The organism is Aquimarina gracilis (assembly GCF_035285365.1).
In the GTDB taxonomy this organism is placed as follows: domain Bacteria; phylum Bacteroidota; class Bacteroidia; order Flavobacteriales; family Flavobacteriaceae; genus Aquimarina; species Aquimarina gracilis.
The window spans coordinates 486,779-503,843 of the sequence record NZ_JAYKLX010000002.1 but is presented as its reverse complement, the minus strand read 5'-3'; the positions used below and the strand labels follow the sequence as shown (position 1 = coordinate 503,843).

Here is a 17,065-nt window from a genome sequence, read left to right as displayed (position 1 = left end):
GGTTTGTTTTTCAATAATTTAACAAATTTTTTCTTTAGTAGAACTTTAATAATTTGTATTAAAATACTGATAAGAAAACCATTAAATCAGATTCAAAAGTAGTGTTTTAATATTAAAAACACAACATCTTTTGATTTTATTTGTACAAAAATATGAATTTTTTTTCTCTGTTTTGTGTTTTTCAACGATTTTTTATTGCATTACAACCGATTTAGAATGTTTTTTTAGCAGATTTTGTCGGTTTTACTTTTCAGGCATTATAAGGCTATATAAAAAGGCGAAGTAGAAGATGTGTGACCTGAAAATACATCAAATGCGAAAATGTCGTTACAAATCATATTTAGTAAAGTTTAACATATTAGAATTTTATCTACTAATGGTTCTTTTTAATAAGTTCTGGAAATTTGGATTGAAATCTTTTTAATCTGGGTATGGATACATTTCTAATGTATGGATTGTATGGGTTTCTTTTTTCGTAATCCTGATGATAATCTTCTCCTATCCAAAATTTTTGAAATGGAAGTATTTCTGCAGCTATTTTTCTATTAAGCTTTTTACCTAAAGCTTTTTTCTTTTGTTCTATAATTTTTTTCTGTTCTTCATTTTGATAAAAAATGATAGATCGATATTGTGACCCATGATCGGGGCCTTGTCCGTTTACTTGAGTTGGATTTTGTGAGCCAAAATATACATCTACCAAGGTAGCAAAGGATACAACATTAGGATCATAATATATTTCTACCGCTTCTGCATGTCCGGTACGTCCTGTATTGCTTGATTGATACGTTGGGTTTTTTGTGTGTCCTCCAGAATACCCTGAAATGGATTCTTTTACTCCTTTTACACTTTCATAGATGGCTTCTACACACCAAAAACATCCACTAGCAAAGTAAGCTCTATCCAAACCGTCTACCATTGGGACTTCAACTGGGTTGATATTTTGAAGGGGGTTTTTTTCATTTTTTGTTGATTGGCCATTGCTTTGACAACTAATAAATAGAAATGAGATTGTAAGTACTATTATATATGGTATTTTTTTCATGTCGAAATTAATTTTGAACAATTGGTCTGTTGAATTAGAAAAAACTTTCAAGAAATTATTAGGAATATAAAATTAGAGAGATGTTCTTTAAACATTCCTTAAAAGAACGATAAATAAAAACGGCTATCAATTTTTGATAGCCGTTTTTATTATCTCGTCTAATTATCTTTTTTGAATTAACCGTTCATGGAAATTAAAAATTCATCATTGTTGCGTGTTTGTTTAAAACGCTCGTTAATAAATTCCATAGCCTCTACAGGATTCATGTCTGCAAGATATTTTCTCATAATCCACATACGTTGTATTGTTGTGTCGTCTAATAATAGATCATCACGACGAGTACTACTTGATATAAGGTCAATCGCTGGGAAGATACGTTTGTTTGCAATTCGTCTATCCAATTGCAGCTCCATATTACCGGTTCCTTTAAACTCTTCAAAGATTACCTCATCCATTTTAGATCCAGTTTCGGTCAAGGCAGTGGCAATTATAGATAGAGATCCTCCTCCTTCAATATTACGTGCTGCACCAAAGAAGCGTTTTGGTTTGTGAAGTGCGTTGGCATCAACACCACCACTTAATATTTTACCACTTGCAGGTTGAACAGTATTGTAAGCTCTTGCCAACCTGGTAATAGAGTCAAGTAATATCACCACATCATGGCCGCATTCTACAAGTCTTTTGGCTTTTTCAAGAACAATGTTGGCAACTTTTACATGTTCATTGGCTTCTTTATCAAATGTTGACGCTATTACTTCTCCTTTAACATTACGTTGCATATCGGTAACTTCTTCTGGTCTTTCGTCGATTAGAAGAATCATTTGATATACTTCTGGATGATTGGCAGCAATTGCATTGGCAACATCCTTTAGTAACATGGTTTTACCAGTTTTGGGTTGCGAGACAATCATTCCTCTTTGTCCTTTACCAATGGGAGCAAATAAATCCATAATTCTGGTAGAAATTGTACTTTGTTTTTCTGCCAGTTTAAATTTTTCTTGAGGGAACAATGGAGTTAAGTGTTCAAAAGAAACCCTGTCGCGTACCACTTGTGGATCGAGCCCATTAATTTTATTTACCTTAATAAGAGGGAAATATTTTTCTCCTTCTTTAGGGGGTCTAACTTGTCCTAATACGGTATCTCCTGTTTTTAATCCAAAAAGTCTTATTTGTGATTGAGATACATAAATATCATCTGGTGATGAAAGATAATTATAATCACTTGAGCGTAAGAAGCCATAACCATCTTGCATAATGTCAAGAACCCCTTCACTTTCTATAATAGCATCAAATTCGAAATCAGGTTCTTTATAGCGATTTCGATTATCTCTATTTCCGTTTTCCTTTTTGTTGTTATTTCTGTTTTTATTTTGTTGCGATTTGTCATTACCACGATTCCTGTGATCTTTCTTATCATCTTTATTTTGATGTGGTTTATCGCTATCCTTATTTTCTTCCCCTTTAACTATGTTTTCGGTATGTGAACCTTTAGGAGTATTTTCTGCTGGGGTATGTGAAGCAGCTTCACCAGTCTTCTCTTTAGAAACGTTAGTTTCTTTATTAACAGGGTTGTTCGGGCCATCTGTTTTTCTGGTGCGTGGTCTTCTTTGTCGAGGGTTTGTATTCTTTTTTTCAGGCTCTGTCTTTTTGGAAGAGTCTTCTTTTGCAACCTCTTTTACTTTGTCGGGATTGGCGGCTTGGTAATCTAATATTTGGTATACCAAGTCCAATTTTTTGAGTGTACGATATTTAGGTACACTTAGGGTTTTTGCAATTTCCTGTAATTCAGGAAGCTTTTTTGCTTTTAATTCAGAAATATCTAACATTTAAATTTGTTATATAATTTACGTTTAGGTATATAAATTTTCTAAAGAAGAATCTAGGAAAATTTTATTTCGAAGGTAAGTAACCTTGATTGAATGGGTTACAGATTTTGTGCTGCAAGTATACGACTTTATTTTTAATTTTTTACACATATTTATAAAAAGAAACTCTTATTTTTGCTTTTCCGTAAGAAAACGTTGTAATGTTACAAAGAATCCAAACGATATACCTTTTATTGGCCGCCGGAGTTTCGGCAGCACTACCTGTATTTTTACCATACGGTATTGATAGTGATGGGGTTGAATTGTTTGCGAAGGAAGATTTTTTTCTTTTAGGGTTGTTTGCTGGATCGGCTGTCTTGTCCTTTATAGCAATCTTTTTGTTTAAAAACCGACAGCTTCAATTTGTATTGGGGCGTATCAATATCTTATTAAACTTTATTTTACTAGGAGTATTTGTTTATTGGTCTCTAACGGTATCTGGAGAAACTAAGGTTTCTGAGAAAGGTATTGGGATGATAATTCCTATTATTTCTATCGTTTTATTAGTAATGGCCAATAAGGCTATTAAAAAGGATGAAAATCTCGTAAAATCTGTAGATCGATTACGATAAACCTAACATCTTAGTAGTATTAGTGCGTTAAAACCCGAAGTATGCCAACTTCGGGTTTTATTTTTTTCCTAATTCGATGACTTCAAGATTTTCAATTTTACCAGAAGCTAATGTAAATCGAAGCATGGTTCTTACTTTATGAAAACCATGCGTACCAGCAGCACCAGGATTCATGTGTAGAAGTCCATTTTTATGATCTGGAATTACTTTGAGAATATGTGAATGACCACAGATAAATAGTTTTGGTGGATTTAACCTAATTTCTTCTCGGGTAACACGATTATATTTTGGGGGATATCCACCAATATGAGTGATCCAAACTGAAACCCCTTCGCAGATAAACCTTTGGTTTAAGGGAAAAGTAGCTCTGGCTTTATCATTATCAATATTTCCATAAACTGCTTTTAAGGGGGTGATAGCTTCAATAGCATCTGTTACCTTCAGGTCTCCTATATCCCCTGCATGCCAGACCTCGTCTGCTTCTTTTACATAATGTAAGATTCGATCATCGATATAACTATGGGTATCGCTAAGTAGAAGGATTTTTTTCAAAATTAAGAATATAAATATCGTTTATAGAATAATAAGAAAACAGAAACCTGGTCATAATATGTATCTGTATTATAAAAGGTATATTTGCCTTTGGTTTTACAAAAATAGAATACTTTGAGATACTTTTTAGAACTTTCTTATGATGGAACACCATATCATGGCTGGCAGCGACAACCTAATGCGATTTCGGTTCAGGAGGTTTTAGAAGATTCTTTGTCTACTATTTTGCGTACTAAAACTGAAATTGTAGGAGCAGGTAGGACTGACACGGGAGTTCATGCTAAACAAATCATGGCACATTTTGATTTTGAAAATGAATTGAATGATGAAGATCTTAGCTATAAACTAAATTCAATTTTACCACTAGAAATTGCAATCCGATCTGTTTTCCGGGTAAACGAAGAGGCGCATGCCCGCTTTGATGCAATTAGTAGGTCTTATGAGTATCATGTTAATTTTACTAAAGACCCATTTGTAATTAATAAATCCTATTATTTGAAGAAAACTTTGGATTTGGATCTTATGAATAAAGCTGCTAAATTACTGTTAAACTATACTAATTTTAAATGCTTCAGTAAGTCTAAAACCGATGTAAAAACGTATAATTGTACCATTACAGAAGCTTTTTGGGAGAGTAATAAAGATAAAATTGTTTTTAAAATTTCTGCAAATCGCTTTTTAAGAAACATGGTACGGGCAATCGTAGGGACTTTGATCGAAATAGGAGAGCACAAGCTCGATTTGGATGATCTTGTCGATATTATAAAAAGCGAAGACCGTGGTCGTGCAGGCTATTCGGTGCCTGCGCATGGCCTATATTTAACTAAAGTAGAATATCCAGAAAAATTTATTAAATAAATGTCAGAAAAGAGTGGTAAAGCTTTTGATTTTAAGTTGTTCAAGAGGTTAATAACGTATACTGACCCCTATCGACTTACTTTTTATTCTGTGGCGTTTTTTGCTATCTTATTATCTGTATTTGCTGTTTTGAGACCTCACCTTTTGCAGCAAGTAATCGACAGAAGTATAATTCCGCAAAACGGAGAGTTGTTGTTAACTCTAATAAGTTTAATACTTGGTGTACTATTTCTTGAAGTAATTACTCAATTTTTGTTCATATATTTTGCGAATTGGCTGGGACAAGAAGTGATTCGGGATATTAGAGTGAAATTATTCCAGCACATGCTTGGCTTCAAGAAACAATATTATGATCAATCTGCTGTAGGGAGATTGGTAACCAGAGCGGTTAGCGATATAGAGACCATTGCTAGTATTTTTAGTCAGGGACTTTTTATGATTATTAGTGACCTATTGAAAATGTTAGTCATTTTGGGGTATATGTTTTATAAAAGCTGGGAGCTTACTTTGTTAGTGTTGATGGTTTTACCTGTAATAATTTATGCAACCAGGGTTTTTCAAAAGAAAATGAAAGTAGCTTTTGAGGAAGTTCGTACGCAGGTTTCTAATCTTAACTCTTTTGTTCAGGAACGTATTACCGGTATGAAAATAGTTCAACTGTTTACAAGAGAAAAAACCGAATACGCCAATTTTAAGGAGATTAATGAAAAGCATAAAAAAGGATGGATAAAAACCGTTTGGTATAACTCCATTTTTTTTCCTATTGCAGAAATGTCAAGCTCAATTACCATTGGATTGATTGTTTGGTTTGGTGGATTAAAAGCTGCTCAAGGAGATGTAATAACCTTGGGTGTTGTTGTTGCGTTTATAGAGTTATCACAAATGTTATTCAGGCCTCTACGCCAAATAGCAGATAAGTTTAATAGCCTACAAATGGGAATGGTGGCAGCCAACAGAGTATTTGCTGTTCTGGATACAGATTCTAAAATTGAGGACGAAGGGAAGATAGAACTAGAAGAGGTAAAAGGTAATATTTCATTCGAAAATGTGAGATTCAGTTATCTTGAAGGAGAAGAAGTATTGAAGGGGGTTTCTGTTAATGTCAATTCTGGTGAAACTGTTGCTATTGTTGGAGCAACAGGGGCTGGGAAATCAACAATCATTAATTTACTAAGTAGATTTTATGAAATCGATAGTGGAGTTATATCGATAGATGATGTAGATATAAGGACCATTCGTTTAGAATCATTGCGAAGCCATATTGCTGTTGTGCTTCAGGATGTGTTTTTGTTTGCAGATACTATATTGAATAACATTACACTTAATAATCCCGAAATTACCGAAGAGCAAGTGCACGAAGCTGCCAAAGAAATAGGAATTCATGACTTTATTATTAGTTTACCAGATGGGTATCATTACAATGTTAAAGAAAGAGGTGCCATGTTGTCTTCTGGTCAAAGGCAATTAATTTCTTTTTTGAGAGCATATGTAACTAATCCGGAAATTTTGGTGCTTGATGAAGCTACATCTTCTATAGATTCGCATAGCGAACAGTTGATCCAAGATGCTACCAATAAAATCACAAAAGGAAGAACCTCGATTGTTATTGCTCACCGATTGGCTACTATTAAAAATGCAGATAAGATCATAGTAATGGACCAAGGTGAAATAGTAGAGCAAGGAAATCATAATGAACTTCTCGAGATAGCCAATGGGTATTACAGGAATCTTTATGAAGTGCAATTTGCCATTGCAGTAGAAGAGTAAATCTTTAGATAAGAATTTGGTATAATATAGTTTTAGATTTTTTTCAAAAACCTAGATTACTTTTTTGAATAAATAACCTAGGTTTTTTGCGCAATATCGTTTTGAAGTTTATTTTATTCAGCGGCAAGTGGATCACAAGGATCGTATGCAACATACTCATCGCTATCGTCAAACCAACCGGCAACTTTTGCTACGCCCCACGATATAGCATATCCGATACCAATACTGTTTCCTCCATGTACTTTGTTTAATTCTTTTTGGTCTAATGTTTCAATACATTCAGAAGCTTGTAAATCATTTAAAGATAATTTCATAATAATATAGTTAAATTAATTAATGCTTACTCTTTTTTGGTTTTTCAGCTATCACCATGAATGCTAAGAAAATTTTAGAATATTATAAAAGAAATGAGATTGATTAATGTGAACACCGCGAATGTAATATTTTTTTACCAATTACATCAAAATTATAAATCTCAATTTGTTTTCCGCAATTTTTACAATTTGTAATCGTAATTATATCTCCCATTAAACCAAGTCCCTTTTTATTTTTTCTTCTAACTCTTCTTTTGTTTTAAAAATAACAAACTCTCCATTTTTGATATAAGAAAGTTTACCGGTTTCTTCGCTTACCACTAATGCCAAGGCATCTGTTTTTTCGGTGATGCCTACTGCAGCTCTATGGCGTAGACCAAAACGCAAAGGCATATTATTATCATTTGTTACCGGCAATATAACACGCGTGGCTACTATATGATTATCTTCGATGATCATTGCACCGTCATGCAATGGGCTGTTTTTGTAAAAAACACTTTCCAGGATGGGGGTGTTTACTAGAATATCCATAGCATCCCCAGAGGTTTTTACAAAATCAAGTGAGGTGTTTCGTTTAATAACAATAAGAGCTCCGGTATTGGTTTTACCCATATTTAGACAAGCCTCAATGATAGATTTTACATTGGTAACACTATCTTCGGGAGTATCTCTAATAAATTTTAATTGTCTTAAAAATTTTCGCCTTCTTCCAAAATTGGTCGATCCAATCATTAATAAGAATTTGCGTATTTCCTGCTGGAAAACAACAATTAGTGCAAACATTCCTACGCCAATAAACTCACCTAGCACACTACTTAACATTTCCATGGCAAGAAACTGTGTAAGTTTCCAAACCAGATAAATCATTACAATTCCAATAAAAATATTGATAGCAGCTGTGCCCTTAACCAACTTATAGATGTAGTATAGCAATACAGCTACTAATACGATATCAAGTACATCAAGTATTCTAAGATTGATTAAATCCAAAGTGTCAGGAGTTTTTGTAAAAATAGAAAAATTAGCGAAACGGGATTGTATAAAGTTAACTTACTCGTATTTGATTTATTAATGTAATACACTCTATGGCTTCTTTTACATCATGAACCCTTAAGATTGAAGTTCCTTTAAGAAGTGCAATCGTATTTAGCGATGTTGTTCCGTTTAAAGCCTGTGCTGGTTCGGTATTTAAAGTTTTGTAAATCATAGATTTTCTTGATAATCCAGCCAATATGGGTAGGTTGTGAATATGCAATAGTTCAAGATTTTTAAGTAATTCGAAGTTTTGAGTAACATTTTTTGCAAATCCAAATCCGGGATCGATGATAATATCATTTATTCCATGCTGTCTGGCTTGGGCAACTTTTTTAGAAAAATACAGATTTATTTCGTTTATAAGATCCTCATATTGATCCATAGATTTCATGGTTTGAGGAGTTCCTTTCATATGCATCATAATGTAAGGGATCTTCAATTCTCCTACCGTAGAGATCATATTCTTGTCCAGATTTCCGGCAGAGATATCATTAATTAATGCTGCTCCAGCTTCGATACTACGTTTAGCAATTTCACTTCTAAATGTATCTACAGATACTAAAATCTCGGGAAACTTTTTAAGTAAAAGTGTTATGATTGGTAAAATTCTTTTCTTCTCTTCTTCTTCAGAAATATGGTCTGCTCCGGGTCTCGATGAATATGCTCCTATGTCTATAAATGTAGCTCCTTCAGTCAGCATTTTTTCTGTTTGAGACAGAATTTGGTATTCGTCTTTGTATTGACCACCATCATAAAAAGAATCCGGTGTAACGTTAAGAATCCCCATTGCTTTTGGGGTAGATAGATCTATCAGAGAACCTTTGCAGTTAATTGTCATTATTTATTTTTAGATTCAATTTTTTTAATTCCCATATTAAAGCGAAATTTACGCAAAATTCAACAGTTATATGCAAGATACGTCTGCACAATATGACGCGATCATAAATACATGTCGTGATCTATTTGTAAAAAAAATGAAAGACTACGGAAGTGCCTGGAGAATATTAAGGCTTCCGTCATTAACCGATCAAATTTTTATTAAGGCACAACGCATTCGAAGTCTTCAGGAAAATGAAGTGCGTAAGATAGATGAAGATGAAACATCAGAATTCATAGGGATTATTAACTATAGTATCATGGCATTAATCCAATTAGAAAAAGGTGTTGCAGATCAACCTGATCTTTCTACTGAAGAAGCCCAGAAATTATATAAAAAGCATGTTGAGATTACCAAAGAATTAATGATGAACAAGAATCATGACTATGGAGAAGCATGGCGTGATTTACGAGTAAGTTCTCTTACAGATCTCATTATCCAGAAAATATTAAGGGTAAAACAAATAGAGGATAATAAAGGAAAAACACTTGTAAGTGAGGGGATTGATGCAAACTATCAAGATATGATTAATTATGCGGTATTTGCAATGATTCATCTTGGCGAAGCAAGATAAGAATAAACGTATAAAATACTGTTAAACTAAAGAAGGGAAGATTTATAACTAATTATATTGGTCGAATTATTCCCGAAAAAGAATATTGATTTATGAAAATACTAGTTACATTTTCCAGAATATTTGTCGCAGCGTTGTTTCTGTTCTCAGGATTTATAAAGTTGAATGATCCATTGGGGTTTTCTTATAAACTACAAGAATATTTTGGAGAGGGAGTGCTCAATTTAGAGTTTTTAATTCCTTATGCTTTATTAATAGCAGTTTTCCTGGTGATTTTTGAAGTAATATTAGGTATAACCTTAATATTAGGGTATTTGCCCAAGTTTACGGTTTGGTCATTACTGCTAATGATCGTGTTTTTTACATTTTTGACATTTTATTCGGCTTATTTTAATAAAGTTACCGATTGCGGTTGTTTTGGAGACGCATTACCGTTAACACCTTGGGAATCTTTTACCAAAGATGTTATTCTTCTTATTTTAATATTAATATTATTCTTTGGACGTAAATTTATTACTCCTATAAACCCTATTCCTACCCACAAATGGATCGTGTTTGGTGCTTTTACAGCTTGTCTTGGGTTTGCATATCATGTGTTAATGCATTTGCCAGTTTTTGATTTTAGAGCCTATAAAATTGGAACAAATATCGAACAGGGAATGCAGGTGCCAGAAGATGCTCCAAAGGCTGAATTTGCGTATCATTGGAAGTTTAATGTTGGCGGTGAAGAAAAAATCATCACCACTAGTGGGGATTATCCAAAAGTGGATGGTAAATTTATTGATGTAGAAACTGAAACAGTTAAAGAAGGATATGAACCTCCGATTCACGATTTTGCTATCGAGAAAGGTAATGTAGATTATACTACTGAATATCTTCAAGAAGAGAATGTGATCCTCATTGTTGCGTATAATTTGTCAAAAAGTGAAGCTGAAGGGTTTGATGCTGTTAAAACAATTACCAAAGAAGCATTATCCAAAGGGTATAATGTAATTGGTCTTACTGCTTCTGCGCCAAAAGCAATGTCCGAAATTAAAGAAAGATATAACCTCGATTTTGATTTTTATACTACAGATGAGACTGCTTTAAAAACCATTTTAAGGTCAAACCCTGGAATCGTTCAGCTTAAAAAAGGAACTATTGTTGAAAAATTACATTGGAACGATGCGAAAAAACTTTTACTCGAAAAGGTAGCGCCACCAAAACCAAAAATTAATGTAAGGTTAAAGACACAGCTAGATAGCATTATGAAGCTCGATCAAGAGGGAAGAAATGATGGAAACATTTCTTGGGATGTGCAAAAACAAATTGATAGTACAAATACTTTGTTTATAGAAAAGGTGTTCGAAAAACATGGATACCCTGGTAAATCATTAGTTGGCGAAGAAACGAGTATTGCAGCATGGTTAGTAATTCAACATTCTAATAAGATCGGTAAGTATTTACCTATCATAAAGGAAGCGGGTGAAAAAGGAGAATTGGACAGGTCTTCTGTTGCTATGATGGAAGATAGACATCTTATGCAACAGGGTTTAGAGCAAATCTATGGAACCCAGGGAATGACCTTTACAGAGAACACTGGGAGTCAAATTCCGATGATATGGCCAATTAAGGATCAAGAATCGGTTAATCAAAGAAGAAAAGAAGCTGGTTTTACCGAAACTGTAGAGGAATATTGTGAACGCCTCTTTGGAGTGCAATATAAAGTTTATACTCTTGAAGAAGTGGAAAAATTGAAGGGGAAATCTAAATAATTATGCTGGGATACCTCATTAATAAAATAGGGTATGCTTTACTCACTTTATTGGGAGTAATTACTGTGATTTTTTTACTTTTTACATTACTTCCAGGAGATCCTGCCCAAATGATGCTGGGCCAAAATGAAAGTAAGGAGCAATTAAACAATGTGCGGAAAAAGTATGGTTTTGATAAACCTATAACTACACAGTATGGGTATTATATTAATGATCTTTCTCCAATTTCTTTTCATAGTTTAAGTCAAGAAGATTTTTCGTATTTAGACAAAAAGAAGTACACTGCAATTAAACTTTTTAGTGTTAAAAACACAGCCGTGGTTATGAAGTTTCCATATTTACGAGACTCTTTTCAGAAAAGAGGGAAAAAAGTAAGTGATGTGATCAAAGAGACCCTGCCAAACACCATAGTTTTGGCTGTTTCATCAATATGTATCGCTATATTTTTGGGAATTTTTTTGGGAATCATAAGTGCATTAACAAAAGATCAATGGGCAGATAGATTAATTCAACTAGTAAGTACTTTGGGTATGAGTGTTCCGTCTTTTTTTAGTTCGATCATTTTTGCCTGGTTATTTGGTTATGTATTGCATGAATTCACCAATCTTAATATGAACGGAAGCCTTTATGAAGTTGATGATTTTGGAGAAGGGAGTTATATACAATGGAAAAATTTGATTTTGCCTGCCATTGTTTTAGGAATAAGACCATTGGCAGTAGTTACTCAATTAATGCGTAATTCTTTGCTCGAAGTACTTGGTCAAGATTATATTCGTACTGCAAAAGCCAAAGGACTTTCTATGTTTCAAATTATTCGAAAACATGCATTAAAAAACTCGTTAAATCCTGTAGTCACAGCAATTTCTGGGTGGTTCGCATCTATGCTGGCAGGTGCCGTTTTTGTTGAATATATTTTTGGATGGAATGGGTTAGGAAAAGAGATTGTTGATGCATTAAATACGTTGGATTTACCTATTATCATGGGTTCTGTATTGGTTATAGCCAGTATGTTTATACTAATCAATATATTTGTCGATGTTATATACGGATGGTTAGATCCAAGAATAAGAGTGTGAGTGATCTAATATCATTTTTAGTTTAGAAACCAATACTTTAACCACAATATAAATACTAAAATTAATGAGAAAAAAAATTGTAGCCGGAAACTGGAAAATGAATAAAAATCTGGCAGAAACAGAATCGTTACTTTCTGGTTTGAAAGAAAACGTAGGAGGTATTTCTGGAGCTGAAATTATTGTTGCTCCAACTTTTACTAATTTATCTAAGACAACTCAAGAATTAAAGAGTACTAATATTAAGGTTGCTGCACAAAATATGCATCAAGCAGAGAATGGTGCTTTTACTGGTGAAATCTCTGCAGATATGCTTAAGAGTATAGATGTAGAAATTGTAATTTTAGGTCATAGTGAACGTAGAGCATATTTTGGGGAAACAGATCAGTTGTTAGCCGAAAAAGTAAATACCGCCTTAAAACACAATATGACTGTAATTTTTTGTTTTGGAGAAGAATTACAAGATCGTAAAAGTAATGGGCATTTCTCTGTCGTAGAGAATCAACTCAAAAATGGACTTTTTCATATAGATGCTTCAGCATGGAAAAATATTGTTTTGGCTTATGAACCCGTTTGGGCTATAGGAACAGGTGAAACTGCGTCACCAGATCAAGCCCAGGAAATGCATGCTTTTATTCGTGCAACAATAGGCAAGGCATTTAATGAAGAAATTGCAGATGAAGTTTCCATTCTATATGGAGGTAGTGTGAAACCAAACAATGCCAAAGAAATTTTTGCAAAACCAGATGTAGATGGGGGATTGATAGGAGGTGCCTCTTTGGATGCAGAAAGTTTTGGAACTATCGCAAAAGCTATCTAAATACAAAAGAGAAATACGATCAAATATAAAAAAGCACTTCTTTGGAGTGCTTTTTTATTGCGTATAAAGATTACCTTTGTACCGTAATAAAAATAGATTATGTCAAATACAATATACCTGGGATATTATTTTAAAGTTTCTACTTTACAGCCTGCTTCCGAAATTCTTATTGCAGAGCTGGGATATGCTGGATTTGAAAGTTTTGTAGAAACCGAAGATGGAGTAAATGCATATATTAAGAAAGAAGATTGGCATGATGGTATTTTAAATGATATCCATATTCTAGGTTCTGGAGAATTTAAAATAAAATACACATTTGAAGAAATAGAGCAAGTCAATTGGAACTCAGAATGGGAAAAAAACTTTAATCCTATTCTGGTAGATGGTGTTTGTAGCGTAAGAGCACCATTTCATGAAAAACCAGAGGCAAAATATGATATCATAATAGAACCCAAAATGTCATTTGGGACGGGGCATCATGAAACTACACATATGATGATTCAGCATTTGTTAAAAGCAAACCTAAAAGACAAAAAGGTTCTAGATATGGGATGTGGTACAGGGGTATTGGCAATTTTGGCAGAAATGAGAGGAGCAAGCCCCATTGATGCTATTGATATTGATAATTGGTGTTACTTAAATACAGTAGAAAACATAGAGCGAAATAATTGCGATGCTATTAAAGCATATCAAGGAAATGTTTCTCTTTTGTCTGGAAGAAATTATGATGTAGTAATTGCTAATATCAACCGCAATGTTTTACTTAATGATATTAAGCATTACGCAAATTCCTTGCTTCCCGGAGGGATGCTCTTTCTAAGCGGTTTTTATCAAGAAGATATAGAAATGATTTCTAATGAGTGTTCAATAAATGGATTAGTGTATAAAGATCATTTTTCTAGAAATAATTGGATAGCAGCTTATTATGAATTAAAATAGCCGGCTTTTTTACGTATTTGAATGCTTAAGTTACTATATTTGTACAAAACTTTTTTTTCTATGAGTACCCAAGAAAAAGTATTAGAAGAAGTTCTAGAGCAAACAATCGAGCAGAATAATAACGAGATTATACTTTATAATGACGATGTCAACACTTTTGATCATGTTATCGAAACTTTGATTTATTCTTGTGAACATACGCTTTTACAAGCAGAACAATGTGCTTTATTAGTACATTATAAAGGCAAATGCAGTGTTAAAACAGGAACTTATGAAGAGCTTGTACCCAGGTGCTCAAAATTACTTCAGGCAGGTCTAAGTGCCGAGATTGTTTAAAACATATTTTTTTCCAATAAGATAAGCCCTTTTTAAGGGCTTTTTTTTGCACTAAATTTAAGTTTTGTTTTTTATTTTGAAGGTTAATTTGTTGTTATATGGAGATATAGTTTTGCTTATAGTGTTAAATATTTAAAAATTAAACTTTTTTTAACATGTAAAATCTAAATTTTATAATTTGTAGGAAAAAACTTTCTTTTGATAGTATTTCTTTTACTTTTTTTATTTTAATCGTATCTGCTTGGATAAGTCTGTATTAACAGTTTTTTAATAGAAAATTGATTTAAATATTGTGTGTATTTGATCGATTTTACAATTGATTAAAAAAACCATTTTCGCTGAATTCATTAAAATAATCTTACGGTTTTACCGTATTCATGAAGAATAGTTCAAAAAATTAACTCATATTTCAAAAAAAATATTATATCTTCAGTCCGCAAAATTTAAAAAAGTTCAAAGCTTTTTAAACTATTGTATTCAAAATAGGAGGTAACAATTCTATTTTGTTTTGTAACTACACAAACTCAACTTATTAAAAATGAAAAAAATCAAATTATTAGCGCTTTGCGCTATTGTAGCTGGTTTTGCTACATCTTGTCAAAAAAATGATGTTTCTGAAGTAGAACCAGAAGCTTCTGTTGAAAAATTATCAAAAGAACAAATTGCTAAACTTAATAACTTAGGAGTTAACACGTCTGATGCTTATATAGCAGACTTTACGGAGTTAGACGGTGTTACTCAAAAGTATATTTTTGCTGGTGGTGATATTAAATTTCCACTTAATGATTTTGATAATCTACCAGATCTCCAAAGTTTAGCGGACGGTAACAAACAATATCGTACAAATAACTTGGTGACAGGTTCTAACAGAACTATTGATATCTTGGGATATACTGGTTCTGGAAATGCATTAACTAGTACTATGAGAACTGGATTACAGTGGGCGGTTAATAATTATAACAGGTTAAATACGTCGCTTAATTTTAGACTTACTTTTGGTACAAACTTCCAAGCTGCTGATATGGTTGTGTATAACAACAACCAAGGTGGTGGTGGTGGATCTGCTGGATTCCCAGATAGCGCTGGTAGACCATTCAAATTCATCCAAATTAATGCCGGTACAAGTTCTTTCGGAAACAATGTAAACGAACACGTAATTGGTCACGAAATGGGTCACTGTATTGGTTTCCGTCATACAGACTACAGATCTCGTCAGAGTTGTGGTCAAAATAGTAATGAAGGTAGTGCAGGAGTAGGAGCTATTTTAATTCCTGGTACTCCAAGTTCAGATAGAACCGATTCTATTATGTTAGCTTGTTTCAGTTCTAGTGAGGACGGAGAGTTTACAAGTACGGATATTACGGCAATTAATGCCCTTTACTAAAAATAAATTTAAGCTTTGAACTTTATTAAACCATCCCGAATAACTACACCGGGATGGTTTTTTTATTCCTTTCTTTTAATTGGATAGTAGAATTTCTTTTTCTTCTAAAGCCTTTTCAAAATTGGCATTTACAATAGCAACGGCATTAAAAAACTTTTTTCCATTGGTTCTTTTTAAAGTTATTTTGGTGTTTCCATCCTGGTCTTTATCAATCTTTGTCACCGTTACATCACTTCCTGCCAATGCTTTGTAATTAGCTATACCACCTTTTTTCATTATAAAATTGGTTTTTGGAAAGTGAATATGTTGATACTCTTTTGCAGATGGTTTCCCAATAATAAGCTTGTCACCTACTTCAATTGAACTTTGATTGGGTGGGGTCATTTCTTGCGCTTGCAAGCTAATAATTGATAATAATATAAAAAACAGTGCTTTTTTCATTTGTGTTTTGTTTTATTGTTAAATATTCAGTTAGGTTTTTATAAAAATAATAATCAATTAGGTTTATTCAAATTTCTTTTTGGTTAAATAAAAGTTAATCTATTGAATTATAATAGTATTACTTTTAAGTTTGCAATAAGTTTTTTCATTAAAGATTAAATGTCAGTCAACAAAAAAGTTTAAACGATGAAATATTTATTGCAAGACTTAAAAGTTAGAATTAACGATAAGATCTATATCAAAGATCCCGAGTCTTCTGCTTTGGGCAAGAGAATAATTGAACATAGTATTCTTATGATTCAGGAGATAGGGTTTGAAAGTTTTACGTTCAAGAAATTGGGAGAAAAAATTGGATCCAATGAAAGCTCTATTTATCGTTACTTCGAAAATAAACATATGCTTTTGTTATATCTTACATGTTGGTATTGGGGGTGGATCGAATATCAATTGGTCTTTGAGACTAATAGTATCCCCGATCCAGAAGATAAATTAAGACAGACTATAGAGATCATTACCAGATCAATAAAAGAAGACTCATCTTTTTCTCATATAAATGAAATTCTCTTAAATAAGATTGTTATCAATGAATACTCTAAATCTTATTTGACCAAAGAGGTAGATAAAGAAAATAAAGAAGGTTATTTTGCAATATACAAACGCTTGGCAACCAGGATCAGGGATATGATTATCGAGGTAAATAACAAATACCCGTATCCTGCTAGCCTTGCTAGTACAGTTATTGAAGGAGCTTTACATCAACATTTTCTCAGAGATCACTTTTCATCATTAACCGATTGTAACGAAAAAGTTACCCCTTCAAAATTTTTTACCGACTTAGTTTTTGACTCTATAAAGAAATAAC

Annotated in this window: 18 protein-coding genes; 11 read left to right on the top strand and 7 right to left on the bottom strand. The window is 33.0% G+C overall.

What is annotated here, in order from left to right; genetic code table 11:
• Nucleotides 1-373 precede the first annotated feature (373 nt).
• Nucleotides 374-1,042, bottom strand: coding sequence for a peptide-methionine (S)-S-oxide reductase MsrA (gene msrA / locus U6A24_RS05145; protein ID WP_324178871.1), 669 nt, complete (start codon nucleotides 1,040-1,042; stop codon nucleotides 374-376).
• A gap of 176 nt (nucleotides 1,043-1,218) precedes the next feature.
• On the bottom strand, nucleotides 1,219-2,868 hold the full coding sequence (rho, locus tag U6A24_RS05140; RefSeq protein WP_324178870.1) for a transcription termination factor Rho: 1,650 nt from the start codon (nucleotides 2,866-2,868) through the stop codon (nucleotides 1,219-1,221).
• Between the two features lie 200 nt (nucleotides 2,869-3,068).
• Between rho and U6A24_RS05135 the strand changes: the two genes are divergently transcribed.
• A complete protein-coding gene (locus U6A24_RS05135; RefSeq protein ID WP_324178869.1) occupies nucleotides 3,069-3,479 on the top strand; it encodes a DUF4293 domain-containing protein in 411 nt (136 codons plus the stop codon).
• Nucleotides 3,480-3,536: 57 nt separating this feature from the next.
• On the opposite strand, the gene U6A24_RS05130 is transcribed toward U6A24_RS05135, so the two are convergent.
• Nucleotides 3,537-4,031 (bottom strand): metallophosphoesterase family protein, encoded by a 495-nt coding sequence (locus tag U6A24_RS05130; protein ID WP_324178868.1) that lies wholly within the window; start codon nucleotides 4,029-4,031, stop codon nucleotides 3,537-3,539.
• Between the two features lie 114 nt (nucleotides 4,032-4,145).
• On the opposite strand from U6A24_RS05130, the gene truA reads away from it, so the two are divergent.
• Both truA and U6A24_RS05120 read left to right on the top strand, forming a co-directional pair.
• Nucleotides 4,146-4,889, top strand: coding sequence for a tRNA pseudouridine(38-40) synthase TruA (gene truA, locus U6A24_RS05125; protein WP_324178867.1), 744 nt, complete (start codon nucleotides 4,146-4,148; stop codon nucleotides 4,887-4,889).
• Nucleotides 4,890-6,656, top strand: a complete 1,767-nt coding sequence (locus tag U6A24_RS05120) for an ABC transporter ATP-binding protein (protein WP_324178866.1) — start codon at nucleotides 4,890-4,892, stop codon at nucleotides 6,654-6,656. It abuts the gene before it with no gap.
• 113 nt (nucleotides 6,657-6,769) lie between these two features.
• Here the strand turns inward: U6A24_RS05120 and U6A24_RS05115 are convergent, their stop codons facing one another.
• The 3 genes from U6A24_RS05115 to folP form a co-directional block, all read right to left on the bottom strand.
• Nucleotides 6,770-6,970, bottom strand: coding sequence for a hypothetical protein (locus U6A24_RS05115; protein ID WP_324178865.1), 201 nt, complete (start codon nucleotides 6,968-6,970; stop codon nucleotides 6,770-6,772).
• A gap of 213 nt (nucleotides 6,971-7,183) precedes the next feature.
• Nucleotides 7,184-7,960, bottom strand: a complete 777-nt coding sequence (locus U6A24_RS05110) for a diadenylate cyclase (RefSeq protein ID WP_324178864.1) — start codon at nucleotides 7,958-7,960, stop codon at nucleotides 7,184-7,186.
• A 55-nt stretch (nucleotides 7,961-8,015) separates the two neighbouring features.
• The gene (folP, locus tag U6A24_RS05105) at nucleotides 8,016-8,843 is read right to left on the bottom strand and encodes a dihydropteroate synthase (protein ID WP_324178863.1); all 828 of its coding nucleotides are present in this window, start codon (nucleotides 8,841-8,843) and stop codon (nucleotides 8,016-8,018) included.
• A gap of 70 nt (nucleotides 8,844-8,913) precedes the next feature.
• Here folP and U6A24_RS05100 point away from each other — a divergent pair, with 70 nt between their 5' ends.
• The 7 genes from U6A24_RS05100 to U6A24_RS05070 all read left to right on the top strand — a co-directional run bounded on the left by U6A24_RS05100 (nucleotide 8,914) and on the right by U6A24_RS05070 (nucleotide 15,762).
• Nucleotides 8,914-9,456 (top strand): DUF1599 domain-containing protein, encoded by a 543-nt coding sequence (locus tag U6A24_RS05100; RefSeq protein ID WP_324178862.1) that lies wholly within the window; start codon nucleotides 8,914-8,916, stop codon nucleotides 9,454-9,456.
• A 92-nt stretch (nucleotides 9,457-9,548) separates the two neighbouring features.
• A complete protein-coding gene (locus tag U6A24_RS05095; protein WP_324178861.1) occupies nucleotides 9,549-11,210 on the top strand; it encodes a BT_3928 family protein in 1,662 nt (553 codons plus the stop codon).
• 2 nt (nucleotides 11,211-11,212) lie between these two features.
• Complete coding sequence (locus tag U6A24_RS05090; protein ID WP_324178860.1) at nucleotides 11,213-12,286, top strand: ABC transporter permease; 1,074 nt, start codon at nucleotides 11,213-11,215, stop codon at nucleotides 12,284-12,286.
• Nucleotides 12,287-12,350: 64 nt separating this feature from the next.
• Complete coding sequence (tpiA, locus tag U6A24_RS05085; RefSeq protein ID WP_324178859.1) at nucleotides 12,351-13,103, top strand: triose-phosphate isomerase; 753 nt, start codon at nucleotides 12,351-12,353, stop codon at nucleotides 13,101-13,103.
• Nucleotides 13,104-13,202: 99 nt separating this feature from the next.
• Nucleotides 13,203-14,042 carry a 50S ribosomal protein L11 methyltransferase gene (gene prmA, locus U6A24_RS05080; protein ID WP_324178858.1) on the top strand — a complete coding sequence of 280 codons (840 nt, stop codon included), beginning with the start codon at nucleotides 13,203-13,205 and terminating at the stop codon, nucleotides 14,040-14,042.
• Nucleotides 14,043-14,102: 60 nt separating this feature from the next.
• Nucleotides 14,103-14,378, top strand: a complete 276-nt coding sequence (locus tag U6A24_RS05075) for an ATP-dependent Clp protease adaptor ClpS (RefSeq protein ID WP_324178857.1) — start codon at nucleotides 14,103-14,105, stop codon at nucleotides 14,376-14,378.
• Between the two features lie 538 nt (nucleotides 14,379-14,916).
• Nucleotides 14,917-15,762 carry a M57 family metalloprotease gene (locus U6A24_RS05070; RefSeq protein WP_324178856.1) on the top strand — a complete coding sequence of 282 codons (846 nt, stop codon included), beginning with the start codon at nucleotides 14,917-14,919 and terminating at the stop codon, nucleotides 15,760-15,762.
• A gap of 75 nt (nucleotides 15,763-15,837) precedes the next feature.
• On the opposite strand, the gene U6A24_RS05065 is transcribed toward U6A24_RS05070, so the two are convergent.
• Nucleotides 15,838-16,203 carry a hypothetical protein gene (locus U6A24_RS05065; protein ID WP_324178855.1) on the bottom strand — a complete coding sequence of 122 codons (366 nt, stop codon included), beginning with the start codon at nucleotides 16,201-16,203 and terminating at the stop codon, nucleotides 15,838-15,840.
• A 186-nt stretch (nucleotides 16,204-16,389) separates the two neighbouring features.
• Between U6A24_RS05065 and U6A24_RS05060 the strand changes: the two genes are divergently transcribed.
• A complete protein-coding gene (locus U6A24_RS05060) occupies nucleotides 16,390-17,064 on the top strand; it encodes a TetR/AcrR family transcriptional regulator (RefSeq protein ID WP_324178854.1) in 675 nt (224 codons plus the stop codon).
• The last annotated feature ends 1 nt before the right edge of the window (nucleotide 17,065 follow it).

Excerpts from the sequence above, each read along its gene's own strand:
- U6A24_RS05090 (WP_324178860.1), top strand. The coding sequence starts at position 11,213 with ATGCTGGGATACCTCATTAATAAAATAGGGTATGCTTTACTCACTTTA.
- U6A24_RS05075 (WP_324178857.1), top strand. The coding sequence starts at position 14,103 with ATGAGTACCCAAGAAAAAGTATTAGAAGAAGTTCTAGAGCAAACAATC.
- rho (WP_324178870.1), bottom strand. The coding sequence starts at position 2,868 with ATGTTAGATATTTCTGAATTAAAAGCAAAAAAGCTTCCTGAATTACAG.
- U6A24_RS05120 (WP_324178866.1), top strand. The coding sequence starts at position 4,890 with ATGTCAGAAAAGAGTGGTAAAGCTTTTGATTTTAAGTTGTTCAAGAGG.
- U6A24_RS05070 (WP_324178856.1), top strand. The coding sequence starts at position 14,917 with ATGAAAAAAATCAAATTATTAGCGCTTTGCGCTATTGTAGCTGGTTTT.
- prmA (WP_324178858.1), top strand. The coding sequence starts at position 13,203 with ATGTCAAATACAATATACCTGGGATATTATTTTAAAGTTTCTACTTTA.
- U6A24_RS05095 (WP_324178861.1), top strand. The coding sequence starts at position 9,549 with ATGAAAATACTAGTTACATTTTCCAGAATATTTGTCGCAGCGTTGTTT.
- U6A24_RS05135 (WP_324178869.1), top strand. The coding sequence starts at position 3,069 with ATGTTACAAAGAATCCAAACGATATACCTTTTATTGGCCGCCGGAGTT.
- folP (WP_324178863.1), bottom strand. The coding sequence starts at position 8,843 with ATGACAATTAACTGCAAAGGTTCTCTGATAGATCTATCTACCCCAAAA.
- tpiA (WP_324178859.1), top strand. The coding sequence starts at position 12,351 with ATGAGAAAAAAAATTGTAGCCGGAAACTGGAAAATGAATAAAAATCTG.
- U6A24_RS05100 (WP_324178862.1), top strand. The coding sequence starts at position 8,914 with ATGCAAGATACGTCTGCACAATATGACGCGATCATAAATACATGTCGT.
- U6A24_RS05060 (WP_324178854.1), top strand. The coding sequence starts at position 16,390 with ATGAAATATTTATTGCAAGACTTAAAAGTTAGAATTAACGATAAGATC.
- U6A24_RS05115 (WP_324178865.1), bottom strand. The coding sequence starts at position 6,970 with ATGAAATTATCTTTAAATGATTTACAAGCTTCTGAATGTATTGAAACA.
- msrA (WP_324178871.1), bottom strand. The coding sequence starts at position 1,042 with ATGAAAAAAATACCATATATAATAGTACTTACAATCTCATTTCTATTT.
- U6A24_RS05065 (WP_324178855.1), bottom strand. The coding sequence starts at position 16,203 with ATGAAAAAAGCACTGTTTTTTATATTATTATCAATTATTAGCTTGCAA.